Source organism: Flavobacterium frigoris, assembly GCF_900111075.1.
GTDB classification, from domain to species: Bacteria; Bacteroidota; Bacteroidia; order Flavobacteriales; family Flavobacteriaceae; genus Flavobacterium; species Flavobacterium frigoris.
Genome location: NZ_FOFZ01000002.1, coordinates 459,863 through 486,812, shown reverse-complemented (window position 1 = coordinate 486,812; position 26,950 = coordinate 459,863). Strand labels below are relative to the sequence as shown.

At 35.0% G+C, this 26,950-nt stretch carries 32 protein-coding genes and 1 riboswitch; of the genes, 12 read left to right on the top strand and 20 right to left on the bottom strand.

Going from position 1 to position 26,950, the window contains the following annotated elements; genetic code table 11:
* Positions 1 to 180 precede the first annotated feature (180 nt).
* From BMW63_RS05280 to ahcY, 6 genes are all read right to left on the bottom strand, one after another.
* Positions 181 to 570 (bottom strand): hypothetical protein, encoded by a 390-nt coding sequence (locus tag BMW63_RS05280; protein ID WP_139174190.1) that lies wholly within the window; start codon positions 568 to 570, stop codon positions 181 to 183.
* A 12-nt stretch (positions 571 to 582) separates the two neighbouring features.
* Complete coding sequence (locus BMW63_RS05275; protein WP_074721926.1) at positions 583 to 1,053, bottom strand: hypothetical protein; 471 nt, start codon at positions 1,051 to 1,053, stop codon at positions 583 to 585.
* 192 nt (positions 1,054 to 1,245) lie between these two features.
* Positions 1,246 to 1,350, bottom strand: a complete 105-nt coding sequence (locus BMW63_RS05270; protein WP_074721924.1) for an adenosylhomocysteinase — start codon at positions 1,348 to 1,350, stop codon at positions 1,246 to 1,248.
* A 2-nt stretch (positions 1,351 to 1,352) separates the two neighbouring features.
* The gene (locus BMW63_RS05265) at positions 1,353 to 1,634 is read right to left on the bottom strand and encodes a Txe/YoeB family addiction module toxin (protein WP_074721922.1); all 282 of its coding nucleotides are present in this window, start codon (positions 1,632 to 1,634) and stop codon (positions 1,353 to 1,355) included.
* On the bottom strand, positions 1,619 to 1,840 hold the full coding sequence (locus BMW63_RS05260; RefSeq protein ID WP_074721920.1) for a DUF2683 family protein: 222 nt from the start codon (positions 1,838 to 1,840) through the stop codon (positions 1,619 to 1,621). Before BMW63_RS05260 ends, BMW63_RS05265 begins: the two co-directional genes overlap by 16 nt.
* A 305-nt stretch (positions 1,841 to 2,145) precedes the next feature.
* Positions 2,146 to 3,462, bottom strand: coding sequence for an adenosylhomocysteinase (ahcY, locus tag BMW63_RS05255; RefSeq protein ID WP_074721918.1), 1,317 nt, complete (start codon positions 3,460 to 3,462; stop codon positions 2,146 to 2,148).
* 269 nt (positions 3,463 to 3,731) lie between these two features.
* On the opposite strand from ahcY, the gene BMW63_RS05250 reads away from it, so the two are divergent.
* Positions 3,732 to 4,376, top strand: a complete 645-nt coding sequence (locus BMW63_RS05250) for a 4'-phosphopantetheinyl transferase family protein (RefSeq protein WP_074722096.1) — start codon at positions 3,732 to 3,734, stop codon at positions 4,374 to 4,376.
* Positions 4,377 to 4,548: 172 nt separating this feature from the next.
* Here the strand turns inward: BMW63_RS05250 and BMW63_RS05245 are convergent, their stop codons facing one another.
* The 3 genes from BMW63_RS05245 to BMW63_RS05235 all read right to left on the bottom strand — a co-directional run bounded on the left by BMW63_RS05245 (position 4,549) and on the right by BMW63_RS05235 (position 5,894).
* Entirely contained in the window at positions 4,549 to 4,932 is a 384-nt protein-coding gene (locus BMW63_RS05245) for a group III truncated hemoglobin (protein WP_074721916.1), read from the bottom strand.
* Complete coding sequence (locus BMW63_RS05240; RefSeq protein WP_074721914.1) at positions 4,932 to 5,219, bottom strand: hypothetical protein; 288 nt, start codon at positions 5,217 to 5,219, stop codon at positions 4,932 to 4,934. The genes BMW63_RS05245 and BMW63_RS05240 overlap by 1 nt, the downstream gene beginning before the upstream one ends.
* 78 nt (positions 5,220 to 5,297) lie before the next feature.
* Entirely contained in the window at positions 5,298 to 5,894 is a 597-nt protein-coding gene (locus BMW63_RS05235; protein WP_074721912.1) for a Crp/Fnr family transcriptional regulator, read from the bottom strand.
* A 94-nt stretch (positions 5,895 to 5,988) separates the two neighbouring features.
* On the opposite strand from BMW63_RS05235, the gene BMW63_RS05230 reads away from it, so the two are divergent.
* The 5 genes from BMW63_RS05230 to BMW63_RS05210 all read left to right on the top strand — a co-directional run bounded on the left by BMW63_RS05230 (position 5,989) and on the right by BMW63_RS05210 (position 12,293).
* Positions 5,989 to 6,744 carry a phosphoglycerol geranylgeranyltransferase gene (locus BMW63_RS05230; RefSeq protein ID WP_074721910.1) on the top strand — a complete coding sequence of 252 codons (756 nt, stop codon included), beginning with the start codon at positions 5,989 to 5,991 and terminating at the stop codon, positions 6,742 to 6,744.
* Positions 6,744 to 7,367, top strand: coding sequence for a nicotinamide riboside transporter PnuC (pnuC, locus tag BMW63_RS05225; protein WP_074721908.1), 624 nt, complete (start codon positions 6,744 to 6,746; stop codon positions 7,365 to 7,367). Before BMW63_RS05230 ends, pnuC begins: the two co-directional genes overlap by 1 nt.
* Positions 7,328 to 9,439: a DUF4301 family protein gene (locus tag BMW63_RS05220; protein ID WP_074721906.1), complete on the top strand. Its 2,112-nt coding sequence runs from the start codon at positions 7,328 to 7,330 to the stop codon at positions 9,437 to 9,439. The genes pnuC and BMW63_RS05220 overlap by 40 nt, the downstream gene beginning before the upstream one ends.
* 30 nt (positions 9,440 to 9,469) lie before the next feature.
* The gene (gene arfB / locus BMW63_RS05215; protein ID WP_074721904.1) at positions 9,470 to 9,874 is read left to right on the top strand and encodes an alternative ribosome rescue aminoacyl-tRNA hydrolase ArfB; all 405 of its coding nucleotides are present in this window, start codon (positions 9,470 to 9,472) and stop codon (positions 9,872 to 9,874) included.
* 244 nt (positions 9,875 to 10,118) lie between these two features.
* Positions 10,119 to 12,293 (top strand): TonB-dependent receptor, encoded by a 2,175-nt coding sequence (locus BMW63_RS05210; RefSeq protein ID WP_074721902.1) that lies wholly within the window; start codon positions 10,119 to 10,121, stop codon positions 12,291 to 12,293.
* Between the two features lie 58 nt (positions 12,294 to 12,351).
* On the opposite strand, the gene BMW63_RS05205 is transcribed toward BMW63_RS05210, so the two are convergent.
* On the bottom strand, positions 12,352 to 12,771 hold the full coding sequence (locus tag BMW63_RS05205) for a Rieske (2Fe-2S) protein (protein ID WP_074721900.1): 420 nt from the start codon (positions 12,769 to 12,771) through the stop codon (positions 12,352 to 12,354).
* Between the two features lie 163 nt (positions 12,772 to 12,934).
* On the opposite strand from BMW63_RS05205, the gene greA reads away from it, so the two are divergent.
* The 3 genes from greA to BMW63_RS05190 all read left to right on the top strand — a co-directional run bounded on the left by greA (position 12,935) and on the right by BMW63_RS05190 (position 15,195).
* A complete protein-coding gene (gene greA, locus BMW63_RS05200) occupies positions 12,935 to 13,411 on the top strand; it encodes a transcription elongation factor GreA (RefSeq protein WP_074721898.1) in 477 nt (158 codons plus the stop codon).
* A gap of 134 nt (positions 13,412 to 13,545) precedes the next feature.
* The gene (locus BMW63_RS05195) at positions 13,546 to 13,935 is read left to right on the top strand and encodes an HIT family protein (protein WP_074721896.1); all 390 of its coding nucleotides are present in this window, start codon (positions 13,546 to 13,548) and stop codon (positions 13,933 to 13,935) included.
* 96 nt (positions 13,936 to 14,031) lie between these two features.
* Positions 14,032 to 15,195 (top strand): transglutaminase domain-containing protein, encoded by a 1,164-nt coding sequence (locus tag BMW63_RS05190; protein WP_074721895.1) that lies wholly within the window; start codon positions 14,032 to 14,034, stop codon positions 15,193 to 15,195.
* Here the strand turns inward: BMW63_RS05190 and BMW63_RS05185 are convergent.
* Positions 15,187 to 16,341 (bottom strand): sensor histidine kinase, encoded by a 1,155-nt coding sequence (locus BMW63_RS05185; RefSeq protein ID WP_074721893.1) that lies wholly within the window; start codon positions 16,339 to 16,341, stop codon positions 15,187 to 15,189. The two genes, BMW63_RS05190 and BMW63_RS05185, sit on opposite strands and share 9 nt — an antisense overlap.
* Positions 16,342 to 16,527: 186 nt before the next feature.
* Here BMW63_RS05185 and BMW63_RS05180 point away from each other — a divergent pair, with 186 nt between their 5' ends.
* Both BMW63_RS05180 and BMW63_RS05175 read left to right on the top strand, forming a co-directional pair.
* Positions 16,528 to 17,409 (top strand): flavin reductase family protein, encoded by an 882-nt coding sequence (locus BMW63_RS05180; RefSeq protein ID WP_074721891.1) that lies wholly within the window; start codon positions 16,528 to 16,530, stop codon positions 17,407 to 17,409.
* A 21-nt stretch (positions 17,410 to 17,430) separates the two neighbouring features.
* Complete coding sequence (locus tag BMW63_RS05175; RefSeq protein WP_074721889.1) at positions 17,431 to 17,802, top strand: DUF3127 domain-containing protein; 372 nt, start codon at positions 17,431 to 17,433, stop codon at positions 17,800 to 17,802.
* A gap of 59 nt (positions 17,803 to 17,861) precedes the next feature.
* On the opposite strand, the gene BMW63_RS05170 is transcribed toward BMW63_RS05175, so the two are convergent.
* Positions 17,862 to 18,593, bottom strand: coding sequence for a phosphatase PAP2 family protein (locus BMW63_RS05170; RefSeq protein WP_074721887.1), 732 nt, complete (start codon positions 18,591 to 18,593; stop codon positions 17,862 to 17,864).
* 68 nt (positions 18,594 to 18,661) lie between these two features.
* Here BMW63_RS05170 and aat point away from each other — a divergent pair, with 68 nt between their 5' ends.
* Entirely contained in the window at positions 18,662 to 19,306 is a 645-nt protein-coding gene (aat, locus tag BMW63_RS05165) for a leucyl/phenylalanyl-tRNA--protein transferase (protein ID WP_074721885.1), read from the top strand.
* Positions 19,307 to 19,546: 240 nt separating this feature from the next.
* On the opposite strand, the gene BMW63_RS05160 is transcribed toward aat, so the two are convergent.
* From BMW63_RS05160 to thiS, 8 genes are all read right to left on the bottom strand, one after another.
* Positions 19,547 to 20,257, bottom strand: coding sequence for a HesA/MoeB/ThiF family protein (locus BMW63_RS05160; RefSeq protein WP_074721883.1), 711 nt, complete (start codon positions 20,255 to 20,257; stop codon positions 19,547 to 19,549).
* Positions 20,258 to 20,397: 140 nt separating this feature from the next.
* Positions 20,398 to 21,510 (bottom strand): 2-iminoacetate synthase ThiH, encoded by a 1,113-nt coding sequence (gene thiH / locus BMW63_RS05155; RefSeq protein WP_074721881.1) that lies wholly within the window; start codon positions 21,508 to 21,510, stop codon positions 20,398 to 20,400.
* 202 nt (positions 21,511 to 21,712) lie between these two features.
* Entirely contained in the window at positions 21,713 to 22,489 is a 777-nt protein-coding gene (locus tag BMW63_RS05150; protein WP_074721879.1) for a thiazole synthase, read from the bottom strand.
* Complete coding sequence (locus tag BMW63_RS05145; RefSeq protein WP_074721877.1) at positions 22,470 to 23,108, bottom strand: thiamine phosphate synthase; 639 nt, start codon at positions 23,106 to 23,108, stop codon at positions 22,470 to 22,472. Before BMW63_RS05145 ends, BMW63_RS05150 begins: the two co-directional genes overlap by 20 nt.
* Complete coding sequence (locus BMW63_RS05140) at positions 23,101 to 23,856, bottom strand: hydroxymethylpyrimidine/phosphomethylpyrimidine kinase (RefSeq protein WP_074721875.1); 756 nt, start codon at positions 23,854 to 23,856, stop codon at positions 23,101 to 23,103. Before BMW63_RS05140 ends, BMW63_RS05145 begins: the two co-directional genes overlap by 8 nt.
* Entirely contained in the window at positions 23,829 to 24,422 is a 594-nt protein-coding gene (locus BMW63_RS05135; protein ID WP_074721873.1) for a thiamine phosphate synthase, read from the bottom strand. The genes BMW63_RS05140 and BMW63_RS05135 overlap by 28 nt, the downstream gene beginning before the upstream one ends.
* Before the next feature lie 49 nt (positions 24,423 to 24,471).
* The gene (thiC, locus tag BMW63_RS05130; RefSeq protein ID WP_074721871.1) at positions 24,472 to 26,295 is read right to left on the bottom strand and encodes a phosphomethylpyrimidine synthase ThiC; all 1,824 of its coding nucleotides are present in this window, start codon (positions 26,293 to 26,295) and stop codon (positions 24,472 to 24,474) included.
* Between the two features lie 223 nt (positions 26,296 to 26,518).
* Positions 26,519 to 26,725, bottom strand: a complete 207-nt coding sequence (thiS, locus tag BMW63_RS05125; protein ID WP_074721869.1) for a sulfur carrier protein ThiS — start codon at positions 26,723 to 26,725, stop codon at positions 26,519 to 26,521.
* A gap of 65 nt (positions 26,726 to 26,790) precedes the next feature.
* Positions 26,791 to 26,887, bottom strand: a riboswitch (TPP riboswitch).
* Positions 26,888 to 26,950: the final 63 nt, after the last annotated feature.

The following is a 26,950-nucleotide window of genomic DNA, read 5'->3' as shown; positions in this document are numbered from 1 at the left end:
TGTAAGTCGAAACTGTTTATTTATTCTCTTTATGTTTCTTTTCTTTTTTCTTTTTTTTTAATTTTTGCTCTTCTTCTTGTTTTTTAATAAGTGCTTCTTTTTCTGAATTAGCAGTTGCGACTTCTTTTTTTAGTAGCGCGATTATGTTAGAGCTTGATTCTAATTTAACATTTGCTTCGCTTAATTTTTTTTCGGCTGAGGTGACTTTATTTTTAGCTTTAGATATTTTTTTTGATTCCCTTTTATGTCACTTTCGTTAGTATTTTTATTGCTGTTTTGAAGATTTGCTAATCGATCTCGCTCTGTTTGTCGAGCTGCTTTTTTCTCTTCTACTTTTTGGGATAATTTTTGAATTTTTTTTTCTTCTTTGGCTAAATTGGATTGAGCGGTTACAGTTCTATTGCTGTAGTTGGCTAAAAGACGTTGTTGTGATTGTATTTGCAAAGACATTTGATTTTGTTGTCTAACAATATTGTTGGACATGTTCATTTGTCTTTGAGCGCTAGAAAACTGTGCCATTGCAAGAATAGGTAGTAGCAGTAATGTTATGATTGTGATAAGTGGTTTCATATTTAGGTGTACTTATTTATTAAGTTCTTTTTTATTTGTTACAGAAAATTGGCCGACTGATTTCAAGCTTCCTATTTTCTTAGAATTTGTTTCGAGTTCGGCTTTTGTTTTGATTAGTTTTTCTTCGGTCTTTGCTATTTGTACTTTTATTTCTTCAGTATCTTTTTGGGAGTAATTATGTGTGTTGTTAGCAGAATTTTCAAGGGCTGTTGACTGATTTGTTTGTTGTTCTAAATCGGAATTTAATTGTGTTATTTTTTCTTCTAATTTCAGTTTATTCTTTTCTTCTTTGGCAATTTTCTTTTCTGTTATTTTAGTTTGAGACTTTGAATTTCCCATACCTCTATCGTGCCATTTTTGGTTTTGACGATTTGTCCACTGTTGATTACTTTGAGCCATTTGTACTCTTGGGGAGTTTGGCATTTGAGCATTTGATAAAAAAGGCAGTAGTGCAAACAATATTACAAATAAATATTTTTTCATGTAGTTGGTTTATTTAAGTCAAATTTGAAAGTTAGTTGTCGAAATTATGAAAAATTTTCTTAAATATTTGTTTTCTTTTTTCTATTGAAAGCGTAAGACATAAAAAAACCAGACAGGTTTTAAAAATCTGTCTGGTTTGAAATCTGAATTAAAAAATCTAAGATTATCCCGAAGACACGGGACTTAAAATCTTTAGTATTCGGGTTTGAATGGATCATCAACAGGAACACCAATGTATGCTGCTTGATTATCACGTAAAGTCTCTAAATTAGCTCCTAATTTAGCAAGTTGAAACATAGCTATTTATCTTTATAATGACCCAAAACCGATATAATAATAATGATTACTTCGTAGTCAATGATTTCATATACCAATCTGTCTTTTTTGTTGATTTTTCTCGACCAAACATTTTCGGTTTTGTATTTTAGCTTTTCGGGTTTTCCAATTCCAGTTGTTGGATGAATTTCAAGTTCCGAAAATATTTTTTCAAGTTTAGAAATATCCGCTTTCTTACCAGATTTTTTAATTTTAGATAAGTCGGCAAGTGCTTCTTTGCTTATTTCTATTAAATATCGGCCCATATATTTTTTGGATCTACTTTGGTGTAGTTTTCTTCTCTATAAGTAGGGTTATGGAAATTTTTACGGTGTTTTTCTAATCTTTTCACTATTTCAGGATTTGTTATCTCTCTGTTTTGTTCAATTACTTCCACATCAAAAGCCTTCAAAATTTTTTTGATGATAGCAAGTTTAGAACTGTCTTTTATGTTTACAGTAAGTGTAGTCATTTTGATAATCATTTGAGATACAAAGGTATAAAATATTCCGGTTGTTCTTGAGATATTGAATGCAAAAATGCTTTTTTTGGTTTTTATTGAAAACTCTGTATTTCTTGAATTGAAGTAGTATTTAGTGGCGATTTGCGTGAGGGATAGCAGTGAAAATCCTTTACGGAACGGAGTGGAGTAAAGATTGTAACGAATAGCCCGACCCGAAGTTTTTACGAAGGGTCACGCCCAAAAACAAAAAACCCTCGCATTACTGCAAGGGTTTCTCTAATTATAATTTTTAGCTAATTACTATTCACTAAAATTTAGTATCTGTAGTATTCTGGTTTGAATGGACCATCAACAGGAACGCCAATGTATGCTGCTTGATCGTCACGTAAAGTCTCTAATTCAACTCCTAATTTAGCAAGGTGCAACATAGCTACTTTTTCATCTAAGTGTTTTGGTAACATATAAACGTCATTGTTGTAAGCTGCGCTGTTTTTCCACAATTCGATTTGAGCTAGAGTTTGGTTAGTAAATGAGTTACTCATTACAAAACTTGGATGACCTGTAGCACAACCAAGGTTTACTAAACGACCTTCAGCCAAAAGGATGATGTCTTTACCATCGATAGTATATTTATCAACCTGTGGTTTGATTTCCACTTTAGAAGCTCCGTGGTTCGTGTTCAACCAAGCAACTGCAATTTCGTTATCAAAATGTCCAATGTTACAAACGATAGTTTTATCTTTCATTTGCTCAAAGTGAGAACCAAGAACGATATCTTTATTTCCAGTTGTTGTGATGATGATATCAGCATTTCCAACAACAGTGTTTAATTTTTTAACTTCAAAACCGTCCATTGCAGCTTGTAAAGCACAAATTGGATCAATTTCAGTAACTGTAACAATAGATCCAGCACCTCTAAAAGAAGCAGCAGTACCTTTTCCTACGTCACCGTATCCACATACTACAACTCTTTTACCAGCAAGCATAATATCAGTTGCACGACGAACAGCATCTACTGCCGATTCTTTACAACCATATTTGTTGTCAAATTTCGATTTAGTAACCGAGTCATTAACATTGATTGCAGGCATTGGTAACGTTCCCGCTTTTACTCTTTCGTACAATCTGTGAACTCCAGTTGTAGTCTCTTCAGACAAACCTTTTATTCCAGCAACTAATTCTGGGTAACGGTCAATAACCATGTTAGTCAAATCCCCACCGTCGTCAAGAATCATGTTCAATGGCTTTCTATCTTCACCAAAGAATAATGTTTGCTCAATACACCAGTCAAAATCAACTTCGTTCAACCCTTTCCAAGCGTAAACTTGAATTCCAGCAGCAGCCATAGCAGCAGCAGCTTGATCTTGAGTGGAGAAAATGTTACATGAAGACCAAGTAACTTCAGCACCAAGAGCGATTAAAGTCTCGATTAAAACTGCAGTTTGGATTGTCATGTGTAAACATCCTGCGATACGAGAACCAGCAAGTGGTTGTTCGTCTTTATATTCAGAACGAAGTGCCATTAGACCTGGCATTTCAGCTTCAGCTAATTCAATTTCTTTTCTTCCCCAGGCTGCTAGAGAGATGTCTTTTACTTTGAAAGCCACAAAAGGCATAGTTGTAGTACTCATTTATAGTATATTTGTATTGTGATTTTTTGCAAATTTACGGAATAACTTATGATTTAAAAAGGATTCACTTATATTTATGAATTGTTTAATAGTGTAATCTTTTAAAAATCAGTAAAATAATAATTAAAATACCATTTAGCTTCATTTTCAGGAGCTAATCCCGCTGTTCACTATATCTTTTTATCTGGAACTTATTTTGGTGACCAGAAACTATTTGCAAGATAAAAAGGATGTCGTTTCCATCGGGGCTAGGAAATCAAGTAAATATCATGCCTTTATACAAAACGATACGCTTTAGTTCTACAACACAAATTTTCGTTTGGAAAATCACCGAATCCTTCGAGCAATTAAACAACGAAGTACAATTAAACGACAAAAACTGTATTCGTCTTGAAGGAATGAAGTCAGAAATGCATCAACGGGGTTTTCTAAGCGTACGCAAATTATTGCAAATTGCCGGTTACACTGATTTTGATTTGTATTATGATGAATTTGGGAAACCGGATCTAACAGACGATAAATACATTTCCATTACCCATTCCCATAATTTTTCAGCCATTATTGTAAGTGACGAAACAGTAGGGATCGATATCGAATTACAACGAGATAAAATAATCCGAATTGCTGATAAGTTTGTCGATACCGAATTTAGCTATTTAGATAAAAATGATTTAGAAAGCTATATTAAAAAGCTAACTGTAATTTGGGGAGCCAAAGAAGCGATTTTTAAAATTAGAAACGAAAAAGGAATCAGCTTTAAAGAACATATTAAAGTACAAGCTTTTCGTTTAGATGATATTAAAGCAAAGGCTGAACTTCATTTCGATGGTATAGTTATCGATTTTGAATTGTTTTATGAAGAAATTGAAGGTTTTGGATTGGTTTATGCTTTTCAGAAAGAGAGTGGGGAATAGAGGTTAGAAAAAAGAACTAAGAGAATGTAGCTACGCTTTTCAAAATTCTAATTTCCACAAAACTCATATGACCTTATATTTCTTAAATGTTTAAATTACTTTAAACATCAATAAAGTAAAAAAGCCACGTAAAGCAAATAAACTTATATGGCTTTATTAAATAAAAACCGCCCTAACTTCTGCTGTTAAACATTCCCATATAGATAAAAGTCCCCATTTTTCTGGCTCTACGTTTCAAAATATCCGCATTTTCGCCTTCAAAAAGTTCATCTAAAGTTTGCGCCCAATAGTTCAACCAGATTCCAAATTCGTTCGGGCCTATTTTTCCTCCAAAATGTTCGTCAACTTTTACGTGAGCTTTCAACGGATCGCCTTTGTATATTTTACCTCCAAAAAGATTCATCTCCCAAAAATCAGTTAGTTTTTCTAGATGTTCGTCCCAGTCTTGAATCATATCGTTAAAATAAAAAGTAATTTCTTCATCAGCTCTTATTTTATTGTAAAAAGTATGAACTAATAGTGAGAGGTCTTCTCGGTTTTCAATTAGTTTTTTCATTAGAAAATAATAACGTTAAGGAAAATTAATACAACACTTAAAAATACGCTGCTAATAGTAAGGTTTAGGATGGTTTTATGAGTCATTTGTGCTAGAATTGATGTATTTACAAGCATGCAAATCAATACAACAACCGCTAACTGTACCATTTGTAGTACGCTTGTTCCGTTTTTAAGAATATTCATGGCGGCAATAGCGCCAAGACAACTTTGTCCAATAATAATTAATGTTGCGAAACCAATAAAATTGGTGTTAAAATCTGCAAATGTGTTTTTATATAGTGTCATGATAATTGAATTTTTTGTTGTGACAAATTTACGACCACTTCAATTCAATTATTTATGACATAGGTCATATGGGCACAATTAGCGATATACTTTTCGATTGATGATTTTCAATTCTCCTTTTTTTTCTAATGTTTTAATAGTTCGGATAACAGTCTCTACTCGAAGGCCTGTTAAGTCCCCAATTTGTTGTCGCGTCAAATCAATAGCATATCCGTTTTCATCTTTTATGAAATTAAAATAAGAAATAGAATAATCAAATAATTGCAGGAGTCGGTGTTCAGAATCATGAGTCGAAATCTCTGCTGCCATAACCGATTTGTAGTGCAGACGTTGTGCTAAAACCTCAATTATTTTAATAGAAACCGAGGGGTTTTCATTGATTAATTTTAGGAAATTGTTTTTCGAGATGCATAGCAATTCAGAATCTTCTACTGCTTCGGCATTAGCAGGATACGTTCGGTCTAAGAATAAAGGAGGTTCGCCAAAACTCTGATTCGCATAAAAAATACCTTGAATAAACTCCCGACCTTCATCATTATAATTATTCATTTTTACGGCTCCTGAAGTAATTTGATAGTAGTGCGTAGCCAGATGGTCTATCTCAAAAATAATTTCCGACTTTTTGTATCGCTTTCGTACTGCATCGTATTTTTCAAGTAATTCTATTTCAATCATGGTTTTGTTTATGTTGCACTTTAGGTTCTAAAACAAAGAAATACTTTGTCAAAGTAGTACTCGTTTTCAAAAAACTTTTACTTTTACGTTCATTATGAGAAATAAAGATAGTACTATATATGATCAGATGCGTCAGGCGAAGTCAGAAAAACGTAAGTTACTGGCTATTCTTCTTGATCCAGACAAGATCGTTTGGAAAAATTTAGACAATCTAATTTCGAAAATCAATCAATCACCCGCGACGCATATTTTTATTGGCGGAAGCCTTGTAGAAAGCAATAGGATTGATGAGTTAATTATTCGATTAAAACAAAAAGTCGATTTGCCAATTGTGCTTTTTCCTGGTAACCCCTCGCAAATCTCAAAAGAAGCCGATGCGATTTTATTTCTTTCTCTAATTTCAGGAAGAAATCCAGATTATTTAATAGAACATCAGGTGAAAGCAGCACCAATTCTAAAACAAACCCAACTCGAGATTATTTCAACAGGTTACATTTTAATAGATGGCGGAAACGAAACTGCTGTAGCCAGGGTAAGCAAAACAAAACCCTTGGATAGAAACAATTTAGATTTGGTTCTTGCAACGGCTCAAGCAGGCGAAATGCTGGGTAATAAATTGATCTATCTCGAAGCGGGTAGTGGCGCAAAACAAGCAGTTCCTTTAGAAATGATTGATTTAATCTCTAAAAACACTGAAATACCTTTAATTGTTGGTGGCGGAATTGTAGATTTACTCGGAATTCAAGACGCCTATGATTATGGAGCTGATCTTGTAGTTATAGGAACTGCTTTTGAAAGAGATTTTGATTTCTTTGAAACGGCTAAATATCACCTAATCGAAAATAAATAATGATAGAGTTTTTTTTAAATGCATACAAAGACGTTTCTATTACTCATATTATATTAGAATTCATCGCCTTTGTATTCGGAATTTTAAGTGTGTGGTATGCGAGGCAAGAAAATATATTAGTGTACCCAACAGGATTAATTGCAACAATAATTTCCGTGTATCTTCTTTTTATTGCTGGCTATCTTGGGGATATGATGATTAATGGGTATTTTACCATAATGAGTATTTATGGCTGGTATAAATGGTCTCGAAAAACAGAAGGCAGCGACAATCTACCAATTACAAGAACCAATACCAAAGAAAAAATCATTGGGATAGTATTGTTTTTTATTACAATTTTTGTAGTTTTCGGTATTTATAAGTTTTTTGATTATCAAATAAAAACAGACAATTATATTGATATTATAGCCTCTGGAATATTTTTTACTGGGATGTGGTATATGGCCAATAAAAAGATAGAAAACTGGACCCTTTGGATTATTGGGGATCTCATAGTTACGCCTTTGTACGCGTATCGCGGACTAGGAATGTTATCATTACAATATTTAATTTTTACAATTTTAGCTATTTCAGCCTATTTAGAATGGAGAAAAATCTTAAACAAGAGCAATCTGCAATTATAAAAATTGCCATGTTTGGACCAGAAAGTACTGGAAAAACAACTTTGGCGATACAGCTTGCCGATCACTATAAAACAGCCTGGGTTCCTGAATTCGCTAGGGATTATTTACAAGAAAAGTGGGATAGAAGCGCACTTATCTGTGACGTTGATGATATGTTACCCATTGCTTATGGTCAAACTAAATTGGAAAATCACGGACTATCAATCGCTAATAAGTACTTGTTCTGCGATACAAATTTATTGGTGACTACCGTTTTTTCTGAAGTGTATTACAATTACTGTGACCCATTATTACATAAAGCTGCTCAGGAACACGAGTATGATTTGTTTTTTCTTACGGACATCGATGTGCCGTGGGAAAAAGATGACTTAAGGGATAAAGCGGAAGGACGAGACGCTGTTTTTGCGGTTTTTAAAAAATCATTGATAGATAATAATAAACCATTCATAACACTTTCTGGTGATAAAAATTTGAGGCTTGCAAAAGCAATTTCAATTATTGAGGGCTTGACAAAAGCCAAAGAAATGGGGCTGTCTTCGCTTGATTTTGTTCAAATTTATGAACATGGAATCCCAATCGAAAATATCAAAAGACAATTAGCGATTTTTAAAAACGGAATTCCTAAAATGCATCTATTATCAGCGGCGACATTCAATAATGGCATTGTGAAATTTTCTGAAAAAGAATTTTCTGAGAAAGCCGCTTTTTTTGATCAAGAGAAATCGAAGCTTAAATTGCTAAAGTTTGTTCCTGCCTCAGGAGCTGCGAGTAGAATGTTTAAATTTTTATCGGTCTTTTTATCTGATTTTAAAATAGGAGAGGAAACGATAAACGCCTATATCAATAGAAAAAAAGATACTGATCTGGCTGTGTTTATTGTGGGTATGGATAAATTTGCTTTTTTTAATATGGTTCACGAGCAATTAAAAAAAGTGCACCCAAATTTTGATAGTCTAGATCGAGATTATAAAAATTATTTTTTTATAAAAATGATGTTAGATCCTCAGTATTTTGATTTCGCAAATAAGCCAAAAGGAATTTTGCCTTTTCATAAATATTACGCCAATATAGCATCTCCAATAGAAGAACATTTGTATGAGTGTGGCTATTACTCAAGTTCAAATGGTAAATCGAATCTTCATTTTACAGTTTCAAAAGAACATCAGTCTCAATTTCAAGACATTATTAAAAAGACTTTAGATAGAGTGGAGACAGAGACAAAAAACACAGTAGAAATTCAATATTCCTATCAGAATAAAAGTACTGATACTATTGCTGTAGAGGAATCTAACGCTATTTTTAGAAATGAGAAAGGGAATTTGGTTTTTAGACCAGGAGGACATGGAGCTTTAATTGAAAATCTAAATGCGCTAGATGCAGATGTTATTTTTATTAAGAATATTGATAATGTAATCTTGCATAATAATGATGCAATTGCATTGTATAAGAAAGCATTGGCAGGAGTTTTGTTAGAGTTGCAAAATCAAGTTTTTGACTATCTAAATGTAATAGACTCTGATGAAAATGACGCTACTAAAGTGGAGGAAATAGCGCTATTTTTAGATAAAAAATTCAATGTAAAATTAGCTGAAAGTTTTGATTCTTTTACATTTGAAAATAAAATTGCCGCAATTACATCTGCTTTAAATAGACCCATACGTGTATGCGGAATGGTAATAAATGAAGGAGAAGCTGGTGGTGGTCCATTCTGGGTAAAAGACGAAAAGAATCAAGTTTCATTGCAAATCGTTGAAACTTCACAGATTGATTTAAATGATAACAAGCAAAATAGTATATTGAATAGTGCGACCCATTTTAATCCGGTTGATTTAGTATGTGGAACTAAGAATTATAAAAACGAAAAGTTTGATTTGACTCAATTCATTAACCAGAATAGTGGGTTTTTAGTCAAAAAGACTAATTCTGGAAAAAATATTAAAGGATATGAATTGCCCGGACTATGGAATGGGGCAATGGCTAATTGGTTAACGATCTTTATAGAAGTCCCGTTGATAACTTTTAATCCAGTTAAAACGGTAAATGATTTGTTGAAAAATGCGCACCAACAATAACGTTGTTTTGGTGTACTAAATTAAATCCAAATGGAGATTCAAAAAATAATATCAGAATTACAATATAAAGCGGTTCGCAGTAGCGGGGCTGGTGGGCAAAATGTCAACAAAGTTTCCTCTAAAGTGGTATTGACTTTTGATGTGGAACATTCACAAGGTGTAACCGAGAAAGAAAAAGAATTGCTGAAAGTGAATTTGGCCTCACGATTAACTACTGATTTTGTTTTAATTCTAAATTGTGATGAAGACCGTAGTCAGCTTAGAAATAAAGAAATAGTTACCAAACGTTTTTTGGAAGTCGTCAAAAAAGGCTTGGAGGTTCCGAAAATTAGACTAGCAACAAAAATTCCTAAATCAGCGATACGAAAGCGGATTAAAAATAAAAAGAACGTATCCCAAGTTAAGCAAAATCGTAGAAAACCAGATCATGACTAATGCTGATTTTCCGACGAATAAAATTTTGATATTTGATATTTTTAAGGTTACATTTGCACCGTCTCAAAGGGGTGCTCTAAATAACGAGCTGAGATCATACCCAACGAACCTGAGCAAGTAATGTTGCTAAGGGAAAAAACGATACAATTATAGAGTGCACGCTATTATTTTGTCGTAGGAAACAATCATTTTTTAATTTAACAAAAGGAATAATTCCCCCTTTTATTCGTAATCTTTTTTACGGATGAATACTATTTTTAATTTTTCTCGCACAAACCTGCCTGCGATAGGCAGGAGTACAAAGACACAAAGTGTAACTTTTTTACTGTCTCTTTTCTTTTCATTCTTTTCTTTTCACTCCTTTTCACAAGTTAAAGACACTACTTCGGTAAATCAACTGGATGAGGTGCTAGTTTCGGCGGTTCGAGTTACTGCAAAGACACCGGTTAGTTTTAGTAATTTGAGTAAAAAAGAGATTGCTCCACGTAATTTAGGACAAGACATTCCTATTTTAATGAATTATTTACCGTCAGTTGTCACCACTTCTGATGCTGGAAATGGAGTAGGGTATACTGGTATTCGTGTTCGTGGTAGCGATGCCACTCGTGTGAATGTAACGATCAACGGAATACCTTACAACGACTCGGAAAGTCATGGAACCTATTGGGTAAACATGCCTGACTTTGCTTCTTCACTAGAAAGCTTGCAACTGCAACGTGGTGTAGGAACATCCACTAATGGATCGGGTGCTTTTGGCGCAAGCCTGAACATGCTTACAGATAGTTATGCTAAAGATAGCAATGGAGAAATCTCTAATTCTTTTGGGAGTTTTAATACTAGAAAACATACGGTTAAATTTAGTACTGGTTTAATTGACAATCATTTTGAAGTGGCAGGACGTCTTTCTGCTTTAAAATCGGATGGGTATATTGACAGAGCGGCTTCGGATTTAAAATCCTATTTCTTACAAGGAACTTATGTGGGTAAAACGACCTTGATTAAAGCATTGGCTTTTGGAGGTACAGAAAAAACCTATCAGTCTTGGAATGGTTTAGAAGATTTGGATTTGCTACAAAACGACCGGACTTTCAATACTGCTGGAATGTATACAGATGAGTTTGGAAAAACTCGTTTTTATGACAATGAAACTGATAATTACCAACAAGACCATTATCAACTGCATTGGAATGAAAAGGTGTCAACAAACTGGAGCACAAATTTAGCTTTCCATTATACCAAAGGGAAAGGTTATTATGAAAATTATAAAGAGAACGCAAAATTCTCGGCTTATGGATTAACTCCAATTGTTATTGGTGGAACAACAATTAATAAAACAGACCTTATTCGTCAGAAATGGTTGGATAATGATTTCTACGGAACGACTTTCTCGGCTAATTATAAAAGCGGAAAACTAGATGTGATTTTTGGCGGTGGCTACAACAAGTATGAAGGAATTCATTTTGGGAAAGTAATTTGGGCACGTTATGCTTCAACAAGCGAATTAGGAGATCGTTATTATAGTGATGTTGCAACCAAAACAGATGGGAATATTTTTGCCAAAGCCAATTATCAAATTACTGATAAACTAAGTTTATTTGGCGATTTACAATTGAGAAACGTACAGTATAAAGCTAATGGAGCCGAAACTGGAATTGTCAATGACAACTTTAATTTCTTCAATCCAAAGGCAGGTTTGAATTTTGATCTTAACTCTAATAACGCTTTGTATTTTTCTTATGCCAGAGCCAATCGCGAACCTAACAGAACTGATTATGAAGGCGGAAATGCAAAACCTGAAAAATTAAATGATTTTGAAATGGGTTGGAGATATGCTTCAAACAAAATCAAATTCAATTCGAATGTGTACTATATGGCATACAAAGATCAATTGATATTAACTGGAAAACTGGATAATGTTGGGAGTCCAATTCGTTCTAACAGCGAAAAAAGTTATCGTTTAGGTTTAGAAGTTGATGCCTCTATTACTGTTTCAGAGAAGTTTATGGTGAGGCCAAATTTTACTTTGAGCACTAATAAAAATGTTGATTTAGCCGTTGAAGGCGAAAATTATGGAACTACAGACATTGCTTATTCGCCATCGGTTATAGTTGGGAATGTTATTACGTACAAGCCTTTACAGAATCTTCAGATTTCTTGGTTGCAAAAATTTGTAGGAGAGCAATACATGAATAATATTGAACTGCCGGCTGCAAAATTGGCTAATTATTTTGTCATCGATTTGAATGTGGCATATGAAATTAAACCAAAATCTGTTTTTAAATCAATTGTAATTACTGGATTGGTGAACAATATTTTAGACAAGAAATATGTATCAAATGGATATATGTATGACGTTTATCCATATTATTATCCACAAGCGCGAATTAATTTCTTGGCAGGATTGACATTGAAGTTTTAGTTTTTTATATTGTAGTAGTGAAAAGCCTGAAAACATTCGCTTTCAGGCTTTTTTAGTTTTAATTATACACTCTCAACGAAGTTCCGTTAACTTCCACCCGATATTGTTTTAGAGGATATTGTAGTCCAGTTTGACTTAAACCGCTAAACAAGCTATATTCAGCGTTATCGCAATCACAAACTATATTTATTCCTTTTAAGGTCATAGTAGAACAAGAACTTAAAGCTTGATTTGGACAAGCGGCGTCGAATGCATTATAGCCACTTCCAGTGTTGAATATGTAAATGCCTTTGACTCCCACGCCAGAGTAATAAACAGCATTACTTACGAATTTTAGGTTCGAATAGGCAGGCAAATTCATGTTGATATCTATAGTAAATGTATAGTTAGGTAGATAAGGGTTATTATTGCGAGAACCATTGTCGCTACAGTTAAAAAAAAGAGGCAATAGTACGAGTAGAAAAAGGTGTTTTTTCATTATTTAAAATAAATTAAAAGTATTAGCGAAACAAATTTAATTTATTTAACTTTGAATTAAATATGATTAACATATAATTATAGACTTAAAAAAATAAAAGTATCTTTGAGAAAAGAAATCCCGTCCTGATGGGATTTTTTCTATTTACATAAACGATGAAACTATGAGCGCAATATCTTATTACACGGCAGAAGGATTAAAAAAATTAAGAGAGGAATTAGATTATTTAAAAAGCGTGATGCGTCCAAAAGCATCTGCAGATATAGCTGAAGCGAGAGATAAAGGAGATTTGTCTGAAAATGCAGAGTACGATGCCGCAAAAGAAGCGCAAGGAATGCTGGAGATGAGAATTGCTAAGCTAGAGGAAGTACATTCTAATGCGCGACTGATTGATGAAACTCATCTTGATGTTTCTAAGGTGTTGGTTTTATCTAACGTAAAAATCAAAAACCAATCTAACGGAATGGAATTGAAATATCGACTTGTTGCTGAAAGTGAAGCCGATTTAAAAAGCGGAAAAATATCAGTTACTTCTCCTATTGGAAAAGGATTACTTGGTAAAAAAGTAGGTGATGTTGCCGAAATTACAGTGCCAAATGGAGTGCTGAAATTTGAAATTATGGAGATTTCGCGCGACTAAGGGAGTATTCAGTTTTGAGTATTCAGTCGCAGTTTACAGTTATAAATTAATTATAATATTCACAATCTACTTCCGGATTGACTCCCCTTCATTCATAGGGGGACTGGGGGAGGATTTAATAAAAGTCTTAAAAAATGAGTTCAATATTCACTAAAATCGTAAACGGAGAAATTCCTTGTTATAAAATAGCGGAAGACGAAAATTATTTGGCTTTTCTAGATGTCAATCCAAATGCAAAAGGGCATACACTTTGTATCCCGAAATTTGAAGTCGATAAGATTTTTGATATGGATGAAGCCCATTATTTGGGATTAATGCATTTTGCAAGAAAAGTAGCTATCGCATTAGAAAAAACAGTTCCTTGCAAAAGGGTAGGAATGGCAGTCGTAGGACTGGAAGTTCCTCATGCACATGTTCATTTGATTCCATTGAATGAGATGGATGAAATGCGTTTTCAAAATAAAGTATCTTTAACTAAGGAAGAATTTGAAGCTTTAGCAGAAAATATTAAAATCAACCTATAATTTTTTATAAATAAAATAAATTGGTATGGTTTTCGTTTAGAAAGGGAATAGGTGAAAACCTATTCCCTTTTAATTTATGGGCTTACACTATATAATATGAGAAATATTTTTATACTATTTTCTTTCTTTTTCTCTTTTCTAAGTTTCGGGCAAGTCACTACTGGATATGCTTTGATTGACGGTAAAATGGCTGCCGTTTCTGCTACTTCTGCGGAATCAATTGCTAAATACATCAATGCTAATTTCAAAACGGACACTGATAAAATACGGGCTATTTTTTATTGGACCGCATCTACTATAAGCTATGATGTGGCTAATATGTACGCAGTAAACTTCGATGAAACAGTTCAGGAAAAAATAACAAAGACTTTACAGACAAAAAAAGGGGTTTGTATTCATTATGCTACCGTTTTTAATGAACTTTCGAGTAAAGTTGGAATAGAATCCTATATAATTGAAGGGTATACAAAGCAAAACGGAAAAGTGGGGAACTTGGCTCATGCTTGGGCCGCTGCAAATATCGATGGTGTGTGGTATGTGTTTGACCCCACTTGGGGTGCTGGCTATGTTAATAATGGCAAATTTTATAAGAAATTGAATAATGCTTATTTTAAGGTAGAACCTGCTAAAATGATTGCCTCACATATTCCATTTGATTATTTATGGCAATTCTTAAATTACCCCATTACTAATGGTGAGTTTTATGAGGGTAAAATCCAAGTGAATAAATCCAAGAAATATTTTGACTTTAAAAAAGAAATCACCAAACAAAATGCTTTGTCAGAAATCGATCAGTTGTTTGAATCAGCTGCGCGAATAGAAAAAAATGGTATAAAAAACGCTATGATTCTAGAACGTTACGAAGGCAAAAAGAAAGAGTTGGCCTCTGTGCGACAAAATACAAATATTGAGAAATTGAATTCCATTGTGATCGAATTGAATGAAGCGGTTGTCCTACTGAATGATTTTATTTATTACAGAAACAATAAGTTTAAACCCACTTTTTCAGATGAAGAGATTAATAAAATGATTCAAACTCCAAGAGAAAAGCTTGCCAAATGTCAAAACAATATTTACAGCATTGGTTCAGTAGGGACTGAAAACGGATCAAATGTAGCTTCGATTAAAAAATCAATTGAGACAGCTTTGGCGCAAGCCGACGAGCATGCTTTGTTTGTTGAAAATTATTTAAGTAAATCTAAAATAGTTAGAAAAACCATGTTCTCGAAAGTGTCTTGGTTCGGAGTTCCTTTAAACTAGATTGCTTTTTTTAAAAGTGATTTGCATAGTAGTTCCTTTCCCTATTTCAGAACGAGACACTTTAATCGATCCTTTGTGGTATTCTTCTACAATCCTTTTTGTTAGAGATAAACCTAATCCCCATCCTCTTTTTTTGGTAGTAAAGCCTGGCTCAAAGACCCTTTTAAATTGGCTTTTCTGAATTCCACTTCCGCTATCAGTCACACTTATTTTTACGGAATCGTGGTCTTGTTCTATTTTTAAAGCCAGTTTGCCTCTTCCTTTCATGGCATCAATAGCATTCTTAACCAGATTTTCAATCGTCCAGCTGTGTAAGGTTGCGTTAAGCATGATAAAAATGGGCGATTTCGGACTTTCAAAAGTAAATTCTATTTGTTTCGAAAAGCGAGATTGAAGATAGTTATAGGATTGAAAGGTCTCCTCAATAATGTCCTTCTTTTCTAAGATGGGTTCCGAGCCAATTTTTGAGAAACGATCTGTAATGGTCTGTAAGCGTTCAATGTCTTTTTCAATTTCCATCGTTGTTGATTCATCAACATTTTCAGATTTCAAGATTTCGACCCATCCTATTAAAGAAGAAAGTGGTGTGCCTATTTGGTGTGCTGTTTCTTTTGCCATTCCCGCCCAAAGTTTGTTTTGAGTTGCTATTTTCGTGCTTCGATAAAAATAATAGACTAAGGCAGAAAATAAAACAATTATGAGTAATAAGGCAATGGGATAATATTTTAATTTATTCAACAATGCCGAATTACCATAATATAATTTTTGAAATTTTCCGGGATCATATTCAATTACGATAGGGGTATTTTCATTTTTTAAATTTGATAAAAATGCGTTAGCTCTAGTATTGTCTTTTACAATTGCATCATCGATATTCACGGTATTGATGATGCTGTCATTCTCAGTAAGGATAATAGGTATTGACGTATTGTTACTGAAGATTTGAAGCGGGAGCTCAACATCAGTATTTTGTCCAGCGTTAATAAGTGTTTTTTGAGCTTTTGCCCAAAGATTCATCTTTAAACGTTCTTCATTTTTGAATATTTGAAAAAAGGTATAGGTGTTCCATAGAATCATTGAAATTATCAAAAATGAAACAAAAATAATAATCCAACGTGTTGTATTTCTTCTTTCGGAAAACTGCATAAAGGAGATTTTGAGGTATAAATATAACGAAATATAAACACTATTATTTTAGTTCTTAATACAAAGGAAAAATATTATTTTGCTGGAATTTTTTTTGCGATTAAATAAGCAGGCGCTCTCTTTTTAAACTTAAACCATTTACTTACTTTTGTAAATCGAAGAACTAAATAAGCGAAAACAAATAGTATGATTAGTATTGATCCAAAAAGTATAGAAACAGCTAAGTTACAAGGATATCTTCAAGGTTCTGTAGGGCCAAGACCCATTGCTTTTGCAAGTACCATAGATAAAAATGGAAATCCAAATGTATCTCCTTTCAGCTTTTTTAACGTTTTTAGCGCGAATCCGCCTATTCTTGTTTTCTCTCCTGCAAGACGCGTTCGCGATAATTCGATTAAGCACACTTTAATTAATTGTGAAGCAACGGGAGAAGTGGTTATTAATGTCGTGAATTTTGACATGGTACAGCAAACGTCTCTTGCAAGCACAGAATATGCTGATGGTGTAAATGAGTTTTTAAAATCAGGTTTAACGCAAGTTCCTTCTGATGTTGTAAAGCCATTTCGAGTAAAGGAGTCACCTGTACAATTTGAGTGTAAAGTGAAGCAGATAATTCCATTAGGAAGTGAAGGCGGAGCTGGAAATTTAATCCTTTGTGAAGTGGTGCGAATTCATATTAACGAAGCGGTTTTAGATGCTAACGGGGCGATAGATCAGTATAAAATCGATCTAGTTTCCAGGTTAGGAGGTAATTGGTATTCACGATCAAATCAAGGTTTGTTTGAAGTGCCTAAGCCTCTGTCAACGCTGGGAATCGGAGTAGATGTTATTCCGTCTTACGTTAAGGAAAGTCACATTTTTGATGGAAATGATTTAGGTAAATTAGGAAACATAGAAGCCTTGCCTACCCCAGAAGAAGTTAGTATATTTGTAAAACAGAATTTTTCTGTGAAAGGAGTTTTAAGTGCTGATGATCAGGATAAACTACATTTAGAGGCTAAGAAATATCTAGATGAAGACGATGTTCTTACCGCATGGAAAGTACTTTTGGCAAAAAAAGAAGAGTAAATAACAATTAAAATAACGAAGATGGAAGTTACAGGAAAAATTAAAGTTGTTAATCCAGAACAACAAATTAGTGCCGCATTTAAAAAGAGAGAGCTAGTTGTTACGACAGAAGAACAATATCCTCAACATATTATGATTGAGTTTACTCAAGACAAATGTGACTTGTTAAACAATTATACAGTTGGTGAGCCAGTAAAGGTTTCTATCAATTTAAGAGGTAGAGAATGGGTTAATCCACAAGGAGAGACTAAATATTTCAATAGCATCCAAGGATGGAGAATTGAGAAAGCAGGAGTGGAGCCTCAAGCGCCATCTGCGCCTATGCCATCAGCTCAAACTTTTGCTCCGGCATCAAACTTAAACGAAGACGAACCAGATGATTTGCCTTTTTAATTTATAGTCCAATATAGAAAAAGCCTTGATTTATCAGGGCTTTTTTGTTTTAAAAAATTTTAAAAATCGGGTTTTATAAGAATTCCTAAACCATTAGTTCTTCCAAATTGGGGATATACAAACGCTGAGGTACTTTTCTTTCTGCCAAATTTAATTGCCTGGAAAGGATTGTAATTAGAGACTATAATTCCGGAAAGTAATCCAATTCCAGCTCCTGCTAATACATCAGATGAATAATGCCTGTTATTTGCAACTCGTAAGATGCCGGTAGTTGTTGCAAATATAAAACCACTACTAGCATACCAAAAATTCGAATCTTTATATTCTTGAAATAGCAACGCTGCATTGGTAAAGGCTATGGCAGTATGACCCGAAGGAAAGCTAAGATTGTTTGAGGCATCCGGTCTTTCTTCTTTTACTAGGTTTTTAGTGATTTGTACAACGGCTAATGTTAAAGAATTAGCAATAACAATATCTATTGTTTGATGTAAAACTGTATTTTTAGGTTGGAACCCAAGGTATCTTCCAGCGTATATTTGAGCTACTGGTACTAAAGGCGTGAAGTTGTCTATTTTAGAATTAAACCCAATTCCAAAAAAAGCATTTGATTTTTCTTGGATGCTATTATTTTGACTAGAATTTAATAGGAATATACCACCGATCAACACAGCTGCAGGCACAATAAAGTTCTTGTAAGATAGTTTTTTATGGATTGCTAAACTATCAATTTTTTGACCGTACATTTGTGAGACAAACAATACCAAAAGGAATAGCGTTGATAATTTTTTCATTTTTAAAATAGTCAAATAAATAAGTTGTTTCAAATTTAGTAGTTAGTTTTATATTTAAGTTTAAAATCATGTTTTATTTATCTCAAGAATTATTTTTCCCTCTAGTTTCTGAAACTAAGTCACATGGCATTGTTGCACTTGGTGGGGACTTGTCTCCAGATCGTTTACAATTAGCTTATAAAAGCGGCATCTTTCCTTGGTTTGAAGATGGAGAACCCATTACTTGGTGGTCGCCTAATCCGCGCATGGTTTTGTTCCTTGATGAATTAGTAGTTTCTAAAAGTATGCGAAACATTTTGAACCGAAATATTTTTACAGTTACGTTCAATCAAAATTTTAGAGATGTAATAGCTAATTGTCAGCAAATAAAACGCGATGGGCAAAATGGAACTTGGATTACTAATGATATGGTTGAGGCCTATTGTAAACTAAATGAATTAGGTATTGCAAAGTCAATCGAAGTTTGGCAAAATGATGAATTAGTAGGTGGATTATACGGGATTGACTTAGGGCATATTTTCTGCGGCGAAAGTATGTTTTCTAAAGTTTCGAATGCTTCTAAAGTGGCTTTTATAGCTTTGGTAAACCAATTAAAAAATGAGAATTATAAGTTGTTGGATTGCCAAGTTTACAATCCTCATTTAGAAAGTTTGGGTTGCCGAGAAATCGATAGAATCGATTTTATGGAATTATTGAAAATGGACCAATTATGAAAAGTACTCATATTGTAAAGGAATTGTTTGTTTATCCAATAAAAAGTCTTACTGGAATAAGCATCCAAAGTGCAAAAGCGTAAGAAATAGGTTTTGAATACGACCGATGATGGATGCTCATTGACGAAGAAAATCAGTGCACAACGCAACGTATAGAACGGTAAATAATTCCATTTTATTTGGTGTAAATATTGTTTGTCAAAATTCAGGAATATTAACTGTTGGAGATGTTTTAGAGTTTTAGAAATTCAGTTTAGCAAAACTCCAATCTAAAGTTTTAAATAAAACCAGTTCATTCCTCAAACTTGGCAACCCAATAATCAATTTCAAAGTTTCATGTGCCATCATCGTGCCAATCATTCCTGGTAAAGTCCCTAGGACTCCATTAAAACTACAATTCGGCACATCTTTAGGATTAGGTAGTTCAGGGAATAAATCGCGTAAATTTTTACTTCCTTGATGGTTAAAAATAGCAAGCTGACCTTCGAAACCTAAAATACTTCCATACACCAATGTTTTGCCCAAAGTCACACAAGTATCATTAACTAAATATCGAGTGCTAAAATTATCCGAACCATCGACCACAATATCAAATTCATCGATAATTCTAGAAGCATTTTCAACGGTTAGTTTTTCCTCAAATGCCTGGACTTCTATCAGCGGATTCAGTTTTTCAACTGTAGCTCTTGCAGTAGTAGCCTTTGGCAATCCTACTAGGTCTTCGGTATATAAAATTTGTCGGTGTAAGTTGTGAATTTCGATTATATCAAAGTCAACAATTCCAATAGTCCCCACGCCAGCCGTGGCAATATATTGCAAAACAGGACAACCCAAACCACCAGCACCAATTACGAGAACCTTCGCTTTTTTTAATTTTGCTTGTCCCTCATCACCAATCTCGGGTAAAATAACTTGTCTGTTGTAACGTAAAAAATCTTGTATAACGCTCATGTTTAGGTCGTAGTAAATAGTTGGTTAGTCCTTAGTGAAAAAGTCCTTAAGTAGTTAGTGTGTTTTTTAGTTTTCTTATCGCGGTGTTATTGAATCATATGTCACTTCGACCGCTGTCATCAAAAATCGTTAATCAAAAATCATTTGTAGCTTCTGTCCCAATCCTTCCAAACCGGTTCGTAGCCTCTCAACGTAATAATATTCGCAATCTCCGCGACCGATCGCTCATCGCTAATTTCAAATTGTTCCAGTGATTGTGGATCGACCACATAACCGCCGGGATTCGTTTTTGAACCCGCGCTCATACTTGTCGTTCCAATAGGAATAATGTTGTTTCTAAACTTCTCGTTTTCCCGAGTCGAAATCGAAATCTCCAAATCTTCGTTCCATAAACGATAAGCGCAAATCAGTTGGGTTAAATCTTTATCATCCATAATGAAGTTGGGAGGAACCGTTCCTTCAGCAGGACGTAATCTGGGGAAGGAAACCGAGTATTTTGTTTGCCAATAGGTTTTTTGTAAATAATCTAGATGCAAGGCATTAAAATAACTATCCGTGCGCCAGTCTTCTAATCCAAGTAAAACACCCAATCCTATTTTATGAATTCCTGCTTTTCCAATACGATCTGGAGTGTCTAAGCGGAAATCAAAATTGGATTTCTTTCCCTTGGTATGGTACTTTTTATAGACTTCTTGATGATAAGTTTCTTGATACACTAAAACCGAATACACTCCTGCTTCATGCAAACGTTCGTATTCTTCTTGTGATAGGGGTTGGACCTCAACGGATATAGTCGAAAAATCATTTTTTATTACTTCGGTTGCATTTAGAAAATAATTGATATTTACGGTATAATTAGCTTCTCCAGCGACTAATAAAACATGATCAAATCCAAGCGTTTTTAGTACTTCCACCTCTTGTTTAATCTCTGAATCCATCAAAGTCTTGCGTTTGATTTTGTTATCCAAACTAAAACCGCAATAGGTGCAAATATTCTGACATTCATTACTTAAATACAAAGGCGCATACATCTGGATGGTTTTTCCAAAACGCTTCTTAGTCAGTTCATGGCATTCTTGCGCCATTTGTTCTAAATAGGGTTGTGCGGCAGGAGAAAGCAACACTAAAAAATCATCTAGATTTCTTGTGGATTTAGCCAATACTTGCTCAACTTGCTTTGAAGTACTAGCATAAATTTCGGATTGGATTTCATCCCAATTGTATTGTTCAAAAGTAGATTTGAATGTTTTCATAAGCTTAAACGCAAAGTGCGCTAGGTTTTTTTTCGGAAGGTTTGCAAAGCATGGCCCGCTTAGCGTTCTTTCCTTGTGAAATTTGTGGTTGAATTTGATAACCTTAAACGCAAAGCGTGCAAGGTTATCGAGCAGTTAATAATGTTTTTTCAACAATTTTTATTGATAAAATCTCCCCTCCTTCGCAGGGGTTGGGGGAGGATTACTCGTACAAAAATGCCGTCAACGGACTCGATGCCACTGCTTGTTTGTATTGTTGTCCCAGTTTCGCTTCATACGCTTTTCGTCCCGCAATAACCGCTTCTTTAAAAGCTTCTGCCATTAATATTGGTTTTCCAGCTACAGCAATCGCTGTGTTTACTAATACTGCATCTGCTCCTAGTTCCATTGCTTTTGCTGCATCTGAAGGAGCTCCAATTCCCGCATCGATGATTACAGGAACTTTAGATTGTTCGATAATAATCTCAAGAAAATCAATTGTTTTTAAACCTTTATTACTCCCTATTGGCGAACCTAAAGGCATTACCGCAGCGGTTCCTACATCTTCCAAGCGCTTGCATAAAACGGGATCAGCATGAATGTAGGGCAAAACAATAAATCCAAGTTTAGCCAATTCTTCGGTCGCTCTCAAAGTTTCAATTGCGTCTGGCATTAAGTATCTTGGATCCGGATGTATTTCGAGTTTTAACCAATTTGTTTCTAGAGCTTCTCTAGCGAGTTGCGCCGCAAAAATGGCTTCTTTCGCATTTCGTGCTCCTGAAGTATTGGGTAATAAATTGATATTCGGATGCTGTAAATGAGATAAAACAGCATCAGTGTCTGTTTCTAAATCGATGCGTTTTAACGCGACGGTCACTAATTCACTTTCTGAGGCTAAAATTGCCTCTTCCATTTGCTGATTAGAACCAAATTTCCCTGTTCCTAAAAACAAACGAGAACGCAATATCTTATCGCCTATTTTAAATAATGATGCTTCCATGTAAGTCGTTTTTTAGTTGTTTGATTATTTTTTTCTTGTTCGTTGCTTGAGTGATTAAACCTGAAACGGCAATACCATAAATTCCAGTTTGCAGTAGCGGTTCGATATCGTCTAATGTGATTCCGCCTATTGCATAAACGGGTGTTGTGAGTTCGTTTTCTTGCATTTTTCCCATGATGGTGCGGTAGCCTTCAAGACCTAATATTGGACTCAGATTCTGCTTGGTTGTCGTGAATTTAAATGGTCCGAGACCAATATAATCACAGCCATTTAGAATGTGATTTTGAATGTCTTCGAAAGTATTTGCGGTCGCTCCAATAATTTTTGTGTCTCCTAGAATGCTACGCGCTTCACTAATTGACATATCGTCTAGACCAAGATGAACACCATCTGCAGCGATTTGCTGTGCGAGATATACGTTGTCATTTATAATGAAATTAGCTAAATACTCTTCGCATAAAGTTTTTACGGCTTCCGCCAAAGTAAATGCGTTATCTGAAAAGTGGTTTTTAAACCGAATTTGAATCCATTTACATCCGTTGTCTAAAGCTTGATGAATATTATTCAATTGCTCGTCAACGGTATTTCCTTGAGAAATGTATTGTAATTTGTTAAACATAATGATACCCTAGTTTTGTGTGGTTAGATAGTAAGTAGTTTTCAATATAAATTTTAGCGTTTTTGCAAGCAGTAACTATATTTTGTCCTTTGGCAAGATTAGCCGTAATAGCAGATGATAATACGCAACCAGAACCGTGCTTTTCATATACTTCGCTGTGATGCGGTTCTAGTCTAAAAAAGCGATCTTTAGTGTACAAATAATCTACTCCCGCTTCACTGGGGTTGTGGCCGCCTTTTAGTAAAACAGTGCAATGTTCTGATAGCATTTCGGCTATAGACTCGGGATCTATTTCCTCTTTTGATAGTTTTAGAATCTCATCGTAATTGGGCGTAATTACATCTATCTCTTTTAAAATAATTTTTAAAGACTCGTGGTTTTTAATTTCCAGAAAATCAAATGTGGTCGAAGATTTTACAACGGTATCCCATATAATTTGAGTTGCTGGAGAGCGTTGTTTAATTAATGTGACAATGGTTCCCAAATAAAATAGCGAAGGAACTATCCCAATCTTGACAGCCTTAATTTTATAAGAATCAAAAAGCTTTTCTATCGAACGCATGGTGAATTCTAATGAAGTCCACTCTATTTCAAAAAACTCATTTTCAGTCTGGATCGTATTTGCCGAGTTGATAGCAAGACCATATACCTGATGTTGTTCGAATGTTTTGCAATCAGCCAAGAATCCTGCGCTTCCCGAAGGGTCAAAACCGGCAATACTTAATACAAAAGGGCGATTTTCTGGCATAATTTAAAATTTTGTATAGGTTGATTAGTATTCCAAATACTTCCTAATAGTGCAACAGAATCAAATCCGAGCTGAAAGGTTTTTTCAATGTTTTGCGCTGATATTCCACCCAAAGCCACTAGTTTGGTTTTATAATTGGTACGTTCGGTAATGGCTTTTCGTACATTCAAATCAGATGTGTAATCGGGTTTAGAAATACTTTGATAAATCGTACTCAAAAAAGCGTATTCAAAAGAACAGTCTAGTTTGTTAAAATCAGCTATAGCATGAGTTGAAGTCGATTTGATGAAATGTTTCTGCTTGTTTTTCGTTTCCAAGCTCCAATTTGTCCTAGCGTTTTCAGTAAAATGAATTCGGTTGACACCAAAGAGGATTGCGAGTTGATGGTGCTGATGCAAAACCAATCGTGATCGATAAACGAATCCAATTTTCGATAAAAACACTTTCATTTCTTCTTCTGAAAAATGGGGTTTACGCACATGAAGCAACTCCAATCCACACTTGAAAAGAGCGTGAATGGTGTTGGTTTCATTTGCTATAGCAATTGGATTTGTGATTACAATCATTTGTATTTTATAAGTCAAATTAGAGTTCCCTTTTCGGGGACTAGGGGGATTAAATATAAATCTCTTTTCCTTGTTCAATAAACTCTTCTGATTTTTCTTTCATGCCTTTCTCAGCTTCGGCGACATCACGAATTTCTTGTGATATTTTCATCGAGCAGAATTTGGGTCCGCACATAGAACAAAAATGAGCCACTTTTGCCCCTTCTGCCGGAAGTGTTTCATCGTGAAATTCTCTAGCGGTATCTGGATCTAATGATAAATTAAATTGATCATTCCAGCGGAATTCAAATCGCGCTTTACTCAAGGCATTGTCACGGTATTGAGAACCCGGATGTCCTTTGGCTAAATCGGCAGCATGGGCAGCAATTTTATAAGTGATGACACCGTCTTTTACATCTTTTTTGTTGGGTAAGCCAAGATGTTCTTTTGGAGTTACATAGCATAGCATCGCACAACCGTACCAACCAATCATGGCAGCACCAATAGCTGAGGTGATGTGATCGTAACCCGGTGCAATATCAGTCGTTAACGGACCAAGGGTGTAAAAAGGTGCTTCGTTGCAATGTTCTAATTGTTTCTCCATATTTTCCTTTATCATGTGCATCGGTACATGACCTGGGCCTTCTATGAATACTTGTACGTCGTGCTTCCAAGCAATTTTTGCTAGTTCACCTAAAGTTTCTAGTTCAGCGAACTGTGCGGCATCATTAGCATCAGCAATAGAACCCGGACGCAAACCATCTCCAAGGGAAAAAGCCACGTCGTATTGTTTCATGATTTCGCAAATGTCTTCGAAGTGCGTATATAAGAAGTTTTCTTTGTGATGAAACAAACACCATTTGGCCATGATTGAACCCCCACGAGATACGATTCCAGTAACACGTTCCGCAGTTAAATGGATGTAACGCAATAGAACTCCAGCGTGAATGGTGAAATAAGAAACTCCTTGTTCTGCTTGTTCTATTAAAGTATCGCGAAAAACTTCCCAGGTTAGATCCTCGGCTATTCCGTTTACTTTTTCTAAAGCTTGGTAGATAGGTACTGTTCCAATAGGTACTGGCGAGTTACGGATAATCCATTCTCTTGTTTCGTGAATGTTTTTTCCTGTTGATAAATCCATAATCGTGTCGGCTCCCCAACGGCAAGCCCAAACTGATTTTTCTACTTCTTCTTCAATTGTCGAGGTAACGGCACTGTTCCCGATATTGGCATTTATTTTTACTAAAAAGTTACGCCCTACGATCATTGGTTCGCTTTCGGGATGGTTGATGTTGTTTGGGATTATAGCGCGACCAATGGCTACTTCAGAGCGCACAAATTCTGGCGTGATTTTGCTTTTTGGTGTGTTGGCTCCCCAGCTGTGGCCTGAATGTTGAAATTGCATGGCTTTGGTTTGGGTGTCTAATTGCTCAATGCGTTGGTTTTCACGAATCGCAATATATTCCATTTCAGGAGTGATGATGCCTTGTTTTGCGTAGAATAATTGCGAAACATTAACTCCTTTTTTGGCGCGCATTGGTTTGTGTAAATATTCAAATCGCAATTCGTCTAATTTTTTGTTATTTAGGCGTTCTTTTCCGTAATCAGAACTGATTTCTGTTAGTTCTTCTACATCATTACGGTCCTGTATCCATTGCTCTCGGATGCGTGGCAATCCTTTTCGAATGTCGATTTGGATATCAGAATCTGTAAATGGACCAGATGTATCGTAGATGGTTACTGGCGGGTTTTTCTCTATTTGTCCATTAGACATTTTGGTGTCGGCAAGTGAGATTTCGCGCATCGCTACTTTTATCGGGTGGATTGTGCCATCGATATAGACTTTTTTAGAATTGGGGAATGGGATTCTAGATATTTTTTCTTCGTTTGTCATTTTGGTAAGTCTTAAGGTTATAAAGCTTCTTTGTATTTGAATCTGGTATTGCCATGGAAATCGCCATTTTTTTTCTGCTAGGGATAGCAATGGAAAGCCCGTAAAGTGATGTGCTGTTTAAAACAAGGAGTAAGAAAGCGACCGTAGGAAGCTCTTGTTGCGACTGTGTTTTTACGGCGTATAGCTGCGGACTTGAAATGGATAGCCCGCGCGAGCAGCCTAATTAGCCTCCTTGGGTTGCAGAAATAATTAAAATTTCGTCAGATTGGGATAAGGGGTAGTCGTTCCAGTTGGATTTTGGAATAACGGTATTGTTGATTGCAACGGCAATGCCAGATTGTTTTTGGTGAAATTCAATATCGAGCAGCTCTTGAATGCTTACGGCATTTGCTTGAAATTGTTTGATTTGGTTGTTGATTTTTAGTTCCATTCCTGTTGAATTTAGTATATAGTTATACTTTAGGAATGGCTACAAAGTGCCCACAATGGGACCACGGAAGTCATCTTACTTTTCCCTACGCTAGTATGAACTAGATCAGGTTCAGAGGGTAATTCTCAGCCTACAATGTTGTAGACACCCCTAAAGTTGAAACAAATGTAGGGGTTTATTTGGTTTAAAGTTTAAGGTTTAAAGTTAAATTTTTGATGTGTTATC